This window comes from Actinospica acidithermotolerans (genome assembly GCF_018139625.1).
Taxonomy (GTDB): domain Bacteria; phylum Actinomycetota; class Actinomycetes; order Streptomycetales; family Catenulisporaceae; genus Actinospica; species Actinospica acidithermotolerans.
The window spans coordinates 22995-35168 of sequence record NZ_JAGSOH010000004.1 but is presented as its reverse complement, the minus strand read 5'-3'; the positions used below and the strand labels follow the sequence as shown (position 1 = coordinate 35168).

Annotated in this window: 10 protein-coding genes and 1 tRNA gene; 4 read left to right on the top strand and 7 right to left on the bottom strand. The window is 69.7% G+C overall.

The window, feature by feature from the left end; all coding sequences use genetic code 11:
- Positions 1-113: 113 nt before the first annotated feature.
- A complete protein-coding gene (locus KDK95_RS02595; protein ID WP_212516341.1) occupies positions 114-875 on the top strand; it encodes a CoA transferase subunit A in 762 nt (253 codons plus the stop codon).
- Between the two features lie 5 nt (positions 876-880).
- Positions 881-1516, top strand: coding sequence for a CoA transferase subunit B (locus KDK95_RS02590; protein WP_212516340.1), 636 nt, complete (start codon positions 881-883; stop codon positions 1514-1516).
- Positions 1517-1583: 67 nt separating this feature from the next.
- On the opposite strand, the gene KDK95_RS02585 is transcribed toward KDK95_RS02590, so the two are convergent.
- Together KDK95_RS02585 and polA are read right to left on the bottom strand one after the other, a co-directional pair.
- Complete coding sequence (locus KDK95_RS02585; RefSeq protein ID WP_249160103.1) at positions 1584-2498, bottom strand: phytanoyl-CoA dioxygenase family protein; 915 nt, start codon at positions 2496-2498, stop codon at positions 1584-1586.
- Between the two features lie 140 nt (positions 2499-2638).
- A complete protein-coding gene (gene polA / locus KDK95_RS02580; RefSeq protein ID WP_212516338.1) occupies positions 2639-5419 on the bottom strand; it encodes a DNA polymerase I in 2781 nt (926 codons plus the stop codon).
- Between the two features lie 68 nt (positions 5420-5487).
- On the opposite strand from polA, the gene KDK95_RS02575 reads away from it, so the two are divergent.
- Positions 5488-5919 carry a hotdog fold thioesterase gene (locus KDK95_RS02575; protein ID WP_212516337.1) on the top strand — a complete coding sequence of 144 codons (432 nt, stop codon included), beginning with the start codon at positions 5488-5490 and terminating at the stop codon, positions 5917-5919.
- Here the strand turns inward: KDK95_RS02575 and KDK95_RS02570 are convergent.
- The 5 genes from KDK95_RS02570 to KDK95_RS02550 all read right to left on the bottom strand — a co-directional run bounded on the left by KDK95_RS02570 (position 5903) and on the right by KDK95_RS02550 (position 11522).
- Positions 5903-6817 (bottom strand): DMT family transporter, encoded by a 915-nt coding sequence (locus KDK95_RS02570; RefSeq protein ID WP_212516336.1) that lies wholly within the window; start codon positions 6815-6817, stop codon positions 5903-5905. The two genes, KDK95_RS02575 and KDK95_RS02570, sit on opposite strands and share 17 nt — an antisense overlap.
- Positions 6818-6911: 94 nt before the next feature.
- Positions 6912-7307, bottom strand: coding sequence for a hypothetical protein (locus KDK95_RS02565; protein ID WP_212516335.1), 396 nt, complete (start codon positions 7305-7307; stop codon positions 6912-6914).
- 172 nt (positions 7308-7479) lie between these two features.
- Positions 7480-8598 (bottom strand): hypothetical protein, encoded by a 1119-nt coding sequence (locus KDK95_RS02560; RefSeq protein ID WP_212516334.1) that lies wholly within the window; start codon positions 8596-8598, stop codon positions 7480-7482.
- Positions 8599-8815: 217 nt separating this feature from the next.
- On the bottom strand, positions 8816-10465 hold the full coding sequence (locus KDK95_RS02555) for an APC family permease (RefSeq protein WP_212516333.1): 1650 nt from the start codon (positions 10463-10465) through the stop codon (positions 8816-8818).
- Positions 10466-10913: 448 nt separating this feature from the next.
- Positions 10914-11522, bottom strand: a complete 609-nt coding sequence (locus tag KDK95_RS02550) for an ANTAR domain-containing response regulator (RefSeq protein WP_212516332.1) — start codon at positions 11520-11522, stop codon at positions 10914-10916.
- A gap of 165 nt (positions 11523-11687) precedes the next feature.
- Here KDK95_RS02550 and KDK95_RS02545 point away from each other — a divergent pair.
- Positions 11688-11762: transfer RNA gene (locus tag KDK95_RS02545), tRNA-Leu, on the top strand.
- Positions 11763-12174: the final 412 nt, after the last annotated feature.

Below are 12174 nucleotides of genomic sequence, written 5' to 3'. Positions count from 1 at the left end.
ACATCTGATCACCCGCGGGGGACGCGCGAGACTACAGTTCAGGGAGAGCGACCGTCGGCTACGGCGTCCTCGACAACACATCGACATGGCATCGACAAGGAAGTCAGATACCTATGGACAAGGTGGTGGCCGCGGCGGACGCCGTGGCCGACATCCCGGACGGCGCCACGATCGCCGTCGGCGGGTTCGGACTCTGCGGGATCCCCTCCACGCTGATCGCCGCGCTCCTCGCCAAGGGTTCACGAGACCTGCGCGTGGTGTCCAACAACTGCGGCGTGGACGGATGGGGCCTCGGCCTGCTGCTCGAGTCCGGCCAGATCTCCCGGATGACCAGCAGCTACGTCGGCGAGAACAAGGAGTTCGCGCGGCAGTACCTGCACGGCGAACTGGAGGTCGAGCTGACGCCGCAGGGCACCCTCGCCGAGCGGCTGCGCGCGGGCGGCGCCGGCATTCCCGCCTTCTACACCGCGACCGGCGTGGGCACGCAGGTGGCCGAGGGCGGGCTGCCGTGGAAGTACCACGCGGACGGCACCGTGGCCCTCGCCTCGCCGGAGAAGGAGGTGCGCACGTTCAACGGCCGCGAGTACATCCTCGAGCAGGCCATCGTCACCGACTTCGCGCTCGTCCGGGCCGCGATCGCGGACCGGCACGGCAACGCGGTGTTCAACGGCTCCGCGATGAACTTCAACCCGCTCGCCGCGATGGCCGGCCGCACCTGCGTCCTGGAGGCCGAGCGCATCGTCGAACCGGGCGAGATCCCGCCGAGCGCGGTGCACCTGCCGGGCGTCCACGTGCACCGGGTCGTCGAGGCCACGGTCGCCGAGAAGCGCATCGAGCGGCGTACCGTACGTCCGCGCACGGAAGTGGGGGCCTGAAGACCATGCCGCTCGACCGCAACCAGATGGCCGCGCGCGCCGCGCGGGAACTCGCCGACGGCCAATACGTGAATCTCGGCATCGGCCTGCCTACGCTGATTCCGAACCACGTGCCCGACGGCGTGCACGTGGTGCTCCAGTCCGAGAACGGCATCCTCGGCACCGGGCCGTACCCCTTCGACGGGGACGAGGACCCGGACATGATCAACGCGGGCAAGGAGACGGTGACGCTGCTGCCCGGCGCGGCGCTGTTCGACTCCGCGGCCTCCTTCGCGATGATCCGGGGCGGCAAGATCGACGTCGCCGTGCTCGGCGCCATGCAGGTCTCGAAGGACGGGGATCTGGCCAACTGGATGATCCCCGGCAAGATGGTCAAGGGCATGGGCGGCGCGATGGACCTCGTGCACGGGGCCAAGCGCGTGATCGTGCTGATGGAGCACACCGCCAAGGACGGCGAGCCCAAGATCGTCGAGTCCTGCTCGCTGCCGCTGACCGGCAAGCACGTCGTGCACCGGATCATCACCGACCTCGCGGTGATCGACGTCGAGCCCGGCGGCCTGGTGCTGCGCGAGCTCGCGCCGGGCGTCACCGAGGAGCAGGTCGTCGCGGCCACCGCCGTACCGCTCAAGATCGAGCTCTAGCACCGCGGAAAACGGCCCGCACGCTCACGAGAGCGTGCGGGCCGTTTCACGTCGCCCGAGGTGGACGCTACGGCTTCAGCGGCGGCCACGTGTTGTCGAACAGGTCGTTCTCCTTCAGGAAGCCGTGCAGCGGAGTGGTCTCCGGGTAGTGGCCCCACTGGTGGTCGCCCATGGTGTGGCCCGGGCGCGGCTGGTGCAGCGACTCGCCGAGCAGCTGGCGCTGCACCGGGTTCAGCGACGCGAACTCGGGGCGCGCGCGAACTTCCTCGACCTCGTCGCGGATCGCGATCCAGCGCAGCGTGTACGCGAAGAACATCGCCTTGCGCGTCACGTCCGAGTAGTTGTTCGTCCGGGTGTGCCAGATCCGCCGGTCGAAGAACACGGCGTCGCCCGGGTTGGCGCAGACCTCGATCGCGCCCTCCGGCTCCGGCCACTCGACGTCGCGGCGCGGCGGGCCCTCGATCCAGTTCTGCAGGTGGCTGCCCGGCACGACCTTGAAGTTGCCGCGGCCCGCGACGGAGACGTCGGAGAGCCAGTAGGCGAGCTTCACCGAGATGCGCGGACGCGGGTCGGTCTCGAGCTCGCGGTTCTGCCGGCCGCCGTCCTGGTGCCACTCGAAGCGGTAGGGCTTCGGCACGGTGATCTTCGGGTGCACGTCGAGGTGCGAGTGGTAGACGTGCACGTTCCAGCCGAGGATCGACCAGACGAGCGGGAAGGTCGTCGGGTGGTCCAGCAGCGGGGCCACCTCCTGGCTGCGGTGCACCGCGGAGAGCACGTGCATCGCGCCCTCGGGCGAGAGCGCCTGCTTCGCCTGCTCCTCGGCGTAGATCCGGTCGATGACCTCGGTGTAGTGCGCCACCTCCTCGGCGCTCAGCGCGTTCGGGATGACGAGGTAGCCGTCGCGATCGAACTGCTCGCGCTGCTCCTTGGACATCGGGGTCGTCGCGGGATCTCCCGCCGCCGGTACCGCCGTGGACTCCATGGTCACCTGCTCTCCTGGTCTGCTCTGCGGAGTCACCCTATAGTCCCCTCATGAACGCCGGGTAAGTCGGTGACAGACCTGTGACACGGCGGTTCACCGCCGGTCGCACGCCTGCCGGGCGCGTCACCGCGCATGCTCGGTCAGTGACCCGCCGAACGCCAATCGCCGCCGACGCCCACGGACACGTCCAGGGGGACGCGTAGCTCGTAAGCACCGGCCATCTCCGCGCGGACGAGCCGCTCGACCTGCTCGCGCTCGGCGTCCACGAGCTCGAGGACGAGTTCGTCGTGCACCTGCAGCAGCAGCCGGGACTTCAGCTCGGCCGCGGCCAGCGCGGCCTCCACCCGGAGCATGGCCACCTTGATGATATCCGCGGCCGAACCCTGGATCGGCGCGTTCAGCGCCATCCGCTCGGCCATCTGACGCCGCGGCACGTTCGTCGACGTCAGGTCGGGGAAGTACCGGCGCCGGCCGAGCAGCGTCTCGGTGTAGCCGGTCCGCCGCGCCTCGTCGACCACCTGGTGGAGGTAGTCGCGCACGCCGCCGAAGCGCGCGAAGTAGTCCTCCATGATCTTCGTCGCCTCGGCGTTCGAGATCCCCAGGCCGTTCGCCAGGCCGTAGGCGGACTGGCCGTAGGCGAGGCCGTAGGACACCGCCTTGACCCGGCGGCGCAGCTCCGGGGTCACCTGCTTCGGCGACACGCCGAAGACCCGCGCGGCCACCGAGGAGTGCAGGTCCTCGCCGGAGTTGAACGCCTCGATCAGCGCCTCGTCCCCGGACAGGTGCGCCATCACGCGCATCTCGATCTGGCTGTAGTCGGCGGTCAGCAGCGAGTCGTAGCCGGGACCGGCGACGAACGCCTTCCGGATGCGCCGGCCCTCGTCCGTGCGCACCGGGATGTTCTGCAGGTTCGGGTCGGTCGAGGAGAGCCGGCCCGTCGCCGCGATCATCTGGTTGAAGGTGGAGTGGATCCGGCCGTCCTCGCCGACGGTCTTGATCAGGCCCTCGACCGTGCTGCGCAGCCGGCTCACGTCGCGGTGCCGCAGGATCGCCGCCAGCGCGGCGCGCTGCTGGTCGGTGCTCGCCTTCTCCACCAGCGACTGCAATGCGTCGGCGTCGGTGGTGTAGCCGGTCTTGGTCTTCTTGATGCCCTTGGTCGGCAGCGCCAGCTGGTCGAACAGCACCTCCTGCAGCTGCTTCGGCGAGCCGAGGTTGAACTGCGTGCCGACCGCCGAGTGCGCCTCCTCGATCGCGTGCTTCACGTCCGCCGCGAACATGCCCTCGAGCTCGCCGAGGTAGTCCCGGTCGGCCGCGATGCCGCGCCGCTCCATCCGGGCCAGCAGGCCGACGAGCGGCAGCTCCACCTCCGCCAGCAGCCGGTCCTCGCCGATCTCGGCGAGCTTCGCCACGAGCACCGCGCCGAGGTCGAGGATCGCGCGGGCCTCGGCCATCAGCTGATCGGCCGCTCTGGCGCCGTCCGCCTCCTCGGCGAGCGAGTCCAGCGAGAGCTGGCCCGAGGGCTCCTCGGCCGCGCCCAGCTCGCGGTGCAGGAACCGCCTGGCCAGATCGGCCAGCTCGACGCCGCGCTGCCCCGGGTTGACCAGGTAGCCGGCCAGCGCCGTGTCCCCGGCCAGGCCCTTGAGCTCGAGACCGCGCGCGTCGAGCGCGAGCAGCGGGCCCTTCGCGTCGTGCAGCACCTTCGGCCTGTCGGCGTCGCCCAGCCAGGCGCGCAGCGCGTTCTCGTCCGCCGGATCGAGCTCGGTCGGATTCAGCCACGCGGCCGGGCCGCCGGCGGCCGCCAGCGCCAGCGCGGTCACGTCGCCGGTCCCCCGGCCCCAGCTGCCCCGCAGCGCCACGCCCAGCGGCTCCGTCCCGGCCGCGTGCTCGGCGAGCCAGCCCGCGACCTGACCGGTCGCCAGCCGCTGCCCGACGATATCCACGCTCTGATCCGTCGGGGCGACCACCGCGGCGCCCTCGGCCGCGCCGGCCGTGAGCCCGAAGACCTCGCCCACCCGCGGGCGCAGCACCCGGAACTGGAGCGTCTCGAACAGCCGGTCCACCGCCTCCGCGTCCCCGTCGACCCGCACCAGGTCGCCCGGGCCGCGATCCAGCTCCACGCCGCGGTCCAGCTCGGTCAGCTCGCGGTTGAGCCGCACCGCCTCCACGTTCGCGCGCAGGCTCTCGCCCACCTTCCCCTTGACCTCGTCCACGGCCGCCAGCAGCGCCTCCAGCGAGCCGTACTCGCGGATCCACTTCGCCGCCGTCTTCTCCCCCACGCCCGGCACGGACGGCAGGTTGTCCGACGGGTCCCCGCGCAGCGCCGCGAAATCCGGGTACTGCTGCGGGGTCAGCGCGTACTTCTCCTCCACCGCCTCGGGCGTGAACCTGGTCAGGTCGCCGACGCCCTTCTTCGGGTAGAGCACCGTCACCCGGTCGGTCACCAGCTGCAGCGCGTCCCGGTCGCCGGTGACGATCGCGACCTCGTAGCCCTCGGCTGCGGCCTGGGTGGCGAGGGTGGCGATCAGATCGTCCGCCTCGGCGCCCTCCTTGCGGAACACCGGGACCCGCAGCGCCTCCATCAGCTCCGCGATCAGGTCGATCTGGCCGCGGAACTGGTCCGGCGCGGCGGCCCGCTGCGCCTTGTACTCCGGGTAGAGCGCCGTGCGCCTGAGCGCCGAGCGGGACACGTCGAAGCACACCGCGAGGTGGGTCGGGGCCTCGTCCCGCACCACGTTCGCGAGCATCGACGTGAATCCGTACACCGCGTTCGTCGACTGGTCCCCGCCGGCCACCGTGAACTTCTCCGCCGGCAGCGCGTAGAACGCCCGGAAAGCCATGGAATGCCCGTCCAGCAGGAGCAGTTTCCGCCCGCGGGTCTTGTCGTCGCTGTCGGCCCCGGCGGGCTGCACGCTTGTCGCCATGCTTGAATCCTAGGCGCAGGCACCGACATCTTCGGGCCCGACAGACGTGACCGCCGAAAGGAGTCTCCATGGGCGACCCGACACTGCCCGCCGGATTCGAGAAGCTGTACGAGGCCGTGCACGACGGCGGCGGCCAGCTCTCGAAGCGGCTCGGCATCGAATTCGTCGAATTCGACGCCCAGCGGCTGGTCGCGACGATGCCCGTGGACGGGAACCGGCAGCCCGCCGGACTGCTGCACGGCGGCGCCTCGGTGGCCCTCGCCGAGACGCTCGGCTCGATCGGCGCCGCGCTGCACGCGGGACCGGACAAGCTCATCGTCGGCGTGGACATCAACGCCACCCACCACCGGGCCGCAGTCTCCGGCCGGGTCACCGGCATCGCGCGGCCGCTGCACCTCGGCCGGCGCACGGCGACCTACGAGGTCGTCGTCACGGACGAGGACGGCCGCCGCGTGTGCACCTCGCGGATCACCTGCATGATCATCACGCCGGAGAGCTGACCTCCTCCACCGGGGCGGGCTCGGCCAGCGGGACCGGCCGGTCCCGGCGGGTCGCGAGGTAGCTGCCGATCAGCACGAGCGGGAAGCCGACGGCGATACCGGCCGTCAGCTTCTCGCCGAGCACCGCGACGCCGCACAGCAGCGCGACGGCCGGATTCACGTACGTGATCACCGTCGCGCGCACCGCGCCCGCCTCGGCGATCAGCTCGAAGAAGCAGACGAACGCCAGCGCGGTGCAGATCACGCCCAGCCCTAACATCGAGGCGAGCACGTTGAACTTCGGCAGGTGCGCGGGAGCGTCGAGTACGCCGAAGGGCAGGTAGGCCAGTGCGACGACGCTGAGTGCGACCGCCGTGACGCCGATCCCGGGCACACCGGCCAGCTTGCGGTCCGCGATCATCGGCGCGACCGCGTAGCCGATCGAGGTCAGCACGACGGCGCCGATCGCCCACACCGGCGTACCGCCCGAGGTCAGGTTCGCGCCGACCACGACACCGACGCCGCCGAGCCCGACCGCCAAGCCGCCGAGGCGCGCCGGCCGCAGCACCGAGCGGTCGCCGAGACGCCAGGCGATGAGCGTGCCGATCAGCGGGACCATCGCGATCAGCAGCGCGACGACGCTGCTGTTCAGCTTCTCCTCCGCCGAGTTCAGCAGATACCAGGTGAAGCCGAGCTCGATCGCGGCGAACGCCAGCACCGGCTTCCAGTGCGCGAGGGCCGGGCGCACCGCGCCCTGATGTATCGCGACCGGCAGCAGCAGCAGCGCGCCGATCGCGGTCCGCGCGAAGACCAGGAAGCCCGGCGACACGCCGGCGTCCACCACGACCTTGATCATCAGGTAGGGGATGCCCCAGATAACCCCCATCGCCGCGAACAGCAGCCACGCCCGCCGAGTCATCCGCCAACCCTCTTCCAGCCCGAATGTGCGGAACCCGAAACGTCCGCGCAGCACCAATGTAACTGGCGCCACCGACAGTCGGACAGTACGGACCTCAGCGCTGCCTGCGCAGCGCGATCCGGGCGCAGACGAAGGCCAGCGGCAGCTCCACGAAGACGGCGCTCGCCCAGGCCATCGCGGCGTCGATGCCGATCGCGGAGGTGGAGGTGTCGAACCAGGCGTCCACCACGAGCATCGCCGCGCTCGCCCCCGCCAGCGCCCCCACCCGCGGATCCCCCGTGCGGCGGAGCCAGGCGGTCGCGCCGAGCATGATCGCCAGCAGCACGTCGAAGCCGGACCAAGCGACGGACCAGTTGCGCGCCACCGTGTGCGCGGGCAGCGTCAGGGCCAGCACCACGATCCACGGCACCAGCAGCACGGCGCATCCCGCGAGCAGCTGGGTCTCGCGCTGTCGGGACAGGAATCGGATCATCACGGCGGCCTCACTCATCGAGCGTTCTGCGACGCTCTCCACGATGCCGTCGCAGAACTCGAAGCGAATCGCCTGCGGGATCGATTTCCGCGACTCATCCCGCGGACCGAGTCATCCGCCCGGCCTCCCCCCGGGGGATGAGTCCCCTAGGTGCGGTCCCCGAGGCGCCCCGAAAGCCGTTAGAACGCCGTCAGAGCCCGAATTCGGAGCGCATTCCGGCGAGCCGGTAGGCCAGCTGGTGGCTGCCCAGCCGGTGCAGCGCCTCGCGCAGCGGCTCGAAGTCCCGGCGCCCCGCCGCGGCGCCGAGCATCGGCTCCAGCGGCATCCCCGCCTCCGTCAACTGCTCGGAGAGCCACACCAGGCCCGCCGGATCGACCCAGCCCGCGTACCAGGACAGCACGGCGTCCGGGCACTGCGCGGGCGCCGCGGAGACCAGCAGCGCCGCGAGCCGGCCGCGCTGCGCGGAGGACAGCTCGGCCTGCTCGGACAGGAAGTAGGCCGCCTGCTCCTGCTCCGAGCAGGCCAGCAGCGCGGGCACCAGCTGCTGCGCGACCTCCGCCGAGGTCACCGCGCCGGCGATCGCGGCGAGGTTCGCGAACGGCCGTACCGACAGCAGGCGGATCAGGACCGCGATCTCCTCGGCCCCGCCCTGGCCCTGCAGGGCGTTCAGCAGCGCCGCGCACGCCGCGTCCCCGGTCGCCGCCATGCCCGCGAGGACCGGCTCCACCTCGCGCTCGCGGCCCGCCCTGCGCAGCGCCGTCAGCAGCTCCGCCGCGTCGTCCGGACGGCCCGCGGCGACCGACACCAGCAGGTCGACCGCAGAGTTCGAATGTCCGCGCTTGCGCAGCAGGGCACTGTAACGCAGCACCGTCGCCACCGGCTTGTTCCGGGCGGCCGCGGTGAACGCGTACACGGCCAACTCGGAACGCCGGCCGGCGTTCAGATAAGCCGCGAGAGACTCCAACTCCCCTTCAGAACTCTGGTATTTCGCGAGTACGGCGTCGAGGAAGTAATAGGCCAAGTCCGGAACGTGGGCTGTCATCAGAGCACTGGCGGCATAGGCCGTCGAAGAAGGGTGGGGGCCGCACGTCTCCACCATTTCGTGGAATATCTCCTCGGCGGGCCCGACCGCCCCGGAAGCCATCATGTGCCCCAGCAGGGCGGCCGCCCGGTCCACCGGGAGCGTGGTCGCCACCAGGTGCGCGGCACGCCGATAAAGCTCGAAGGACTCCGCGACGAAGCCATCGTGCTCGTATTGCTCGGCCAGTGCGAGCACCTTGTGCCCCGACCAGTAAGTGGTATCCGGCAACGGCGGACCTTGCATCAACTACCCTGCCTTCGTCCCGCGACAGACGACTATCCCCCAGAGAAAACACAGCGACTCGGGCGCGTTTCTATCACGGAAACCACAGGAGTGGAAGGGGCGGCGAACACGCAGAGCGGGGCCCCGGCGACTCTGCGCCGCCGAGGCCCCGCCCATACCGTCCCGCAACGGGAGGAACGGTCGTGCTCTTACATCAAGGTGATCAGTGCGAAGGCAGTTCCTCGACCGACGTGGAGTCGATCGCCTCGCGCAGCCGGTCCGGCGCCAGCGACACGGCCTGCGCCCAGTAGTAGATCGCCAGGCTGAAGAGGGTCACCACGAGGATGTCCGACCACCAGGCGTGGATCCACGGCGTCTTGAACGCGAAGCTGTGGCCCGGGCCGAAGTCGCTCATCCAGCAGATGACGCCCATGCCGACCAGGTAGACCGGCAGCCAGGAGGCGGCCTTCAGGTCCAGGATCAGCGAGGTCGGGTTCAGCTTGAACACCTGGGTGACAACGATGACAACGTAGCCGAGGAGGATCGCCAGGCCGAGGCCCTCGAGCGTCGGCCAGCCGGACCAGAAGATGACCAGGTTCGCGACCACGAAGGCCAGCGGGGCCATCACGCCGCCGGCGAAGAGCCGGTACGGCCGCTCCCACTCCGGCAGCTTGCTGCGGAACACGCCGAAGGCCAGCGGCGCGCCCGCGTACATCAGCACGCTCGCCGAGGTGATGAAGCCGACGAAGTTGTTCCAGTTGGAGTAGTTGATGAAGCACGCGCAGCCGACGATGAACGACAGGATCAGGCCGACCCACGGAATGCCGTTCTTGTTCAGCTTGCCCGCGCCCTTGGGCCAGTAGCCGTTCTTGTCCATCGCGATCGAGTAGCGCGAGGTCGCGGTGGTGTAGATGATGCCCGTGCCGAACGGCGAGACGACGGCGTCGAAGAACAGGACCTTCGCCAGCCAGCCGAGGCCGACCAGCGTCGTGATGCCGGCCCACGGTCCGGAGATGCCCGGGAAGTTCAGGTCGGCCCAGACGTGCGGGATGTTCGCGGCCGGGATCGCGCCGATGAAGAACACCTGCAGCAGGATGTAGATCGCGGCGCCGATCAGGATCGACAGGATCGTCGCGAGCGGGATGTCCCGCTTCGGGTTGGACGACTCGCCGCCGAGCTGGATCGCCTGCTCGAAGCCGAGCAGCGAGAAGATGATGCCGCTGCCGCTGATGGCGGCGAAGACGCCCTCGATGCCGGACGGCATGAAGCCGTTGCCACCCGTGAAGTTGGACGGGTGGAAGTGCGTGACGGCCACGATCAGGATCGTGGCGAGCGGGATCGCGATCTTCCACCAGGTGATCGCGTTGTTGATCCGCGACAGGGCGCCGATGCCGACGAAGTTCACGCCCACGAACAGGGCCATCGCCAGGATCGCGACCACGTAGCCCCAGCCGTGCAGCGTGCCGCTGGCCGTGGTCCAGTTCGAGGCGAACGAGTAGTGGCCGGTGTAGCTCAGCGTGGCCTCGACCTCGATCGGCGCCACCGACGCCGCCTGCAGCCAGGCGAACCAGCCGAAGGACGCGCCCGCCGCGCCGCCGAAGGCGTAGTGGGCGAACCGGGCGGAGCCGCCGGCGACCGGGAACATGCCGCCGAGCTCGGCGTGCACCAGTGCCAGAATGATGATCGCGACGGAGCCGATACCCCAGGCGATGATCGCCGCGGGCCCGGCCGTCACCAGTGCCCGCTCGGCTCCCTTAAGCCATCCCGAACCGATGATCGACGTTTCCGAAGCCCACAGCAGGCCGATCAGGCCTACGTTCCGCTTCAGATGATTGCTGACCCCGGCGGTGGCCGGAGCGGTCTCTGCTGCCATTCGGAATCCTTCACTCGCGTCAGGCGACGGATCGGGTATTACTGGCCGTCAAGTACGGCCGACATGTCCGCTCATGCTAGAGACTCGTATGCATCGTGAGAAGTCTGTCCGTGCTGCGATTTGGTAAACCTCCGTGCTTGCCGCGGCATCGGCATCCACGCAGGTCGCACAGCAAGTGGATCAAATCCTGATCTTGCCGGAGTCATCTGACGGTCCGTGGAAAACGCCCTTCACCAGCCGCGAACGACCGTTTGTCGTATCGGCCCGGCGAAATCCGTTTCCGCCTCCGGGCTCCGAAATTCCCGCATAGCGCAGAAAACCGCCCATGCCGGACTCGCTGACGGAATGCGTTTGGCCAGATACTCAGGGTACGCATGCTCAAGGTACGCATGGCAACGGCCGCCCACCCGCTCAGAGCGGGGGGCGGCCGGAGAGTGCCTGCCGGCGGCTACTGGCCGGAGGTCGGGGCGGTCCCGTCCACGACGGCCTGGGCGACCTCGCGCATCGTCAGGCGGCGGTCCATCGACGTCTTCTGGATCCACCGGAACGCGGCCGGCTCGGTCATCCCCAGCTGCGCCTGGAGCAGCCCCTTGGCACGGTCCACGATCTTGCGCGTCTCGAAGCGCTGCTGCAGGTCCGCAACCTCGCTCTCGAGCGCGCGCAGCTCGTCGTAGCGGGAGGTCGCCATCTCGATCGCCGGCACCAGGTCGGCCTTGGAGAACGGCTTGACGAGGTAGGCCATCGCCCCCGCGTCCCGCGCCCGCTCCACCAGCTCGCGCTGCGAGAAGGCGGTGAGCATCAGCACCGGGGCGATCTTCGCCTCCCCGATCTGCTCGGCCGCCGAGATCCCGTCGAGCACCGGCATCTTCACGTCCAGGATCACCAGGTCCGGGCGCAGCTCGGTGGCGAGCTTGACCGCCTCGGCCCCGTCCCCGGCCTGCCCGACGACCTCGTACCCCTCCTCGGCCAGCATCTCGGCCAGGTCCATGCGGATCAGCGCCTCGTCCTCGGCGATCACCACGCGCTTGCGCGGCTGGTTGCTGTCCTCGGCGGTCATCTTCGGCCCCTCTTGCTGCTGACTTCGTCACTGTCGGTAGGCCACCAGCCTAGACGACCGGTAAACCCCCACGCACGGCCGGTCCGCGATGCGGTATGCTCGGGCCCGAGGTTTTGAGCTCCCGACGCGGCGGAAATGGCGCCAAACGCCAGGTCAACCGCATTGGCCCCGGTAGCCCAATTGGCAGCAGGCGATGGATTCAAAACCCATACAGTGTGGGTTCGAGTCCCACCCGGGGCACATATCACATGCCTATTCATCTCTTCAGGTGAATAGGCATTGTTATTATGGCGCGGACCCGAACCCCGCGTTCACGCCGGCCACATGCCACTGTTCGCACATTCTCTCGAAACCCGAACCCGTGCCGTCGCAATGCTGCGCGAAGGCGTCCGCAACGCCGAAGTCGCGCGCGTGCTCGGCATCCCCGCAGGCACCATCGGCGCCTGGAAGCACGAGGATCGCCGACGATCCGGCACCCTCCCCGGCAAGCGCCGCGCCCGCTGCCCGCACTGCGAACCCGGATTCCTGCGCTTCGATGAATACGCGTATTCCTATCTCCTCGGCCTTTACTTGGGCGACGGCCGCATCAGCGACGGCGCCGCCATGCGAGAGAAGGGCGTGTACTTTCTCGTCATCGCCTGCGCGGACGCTT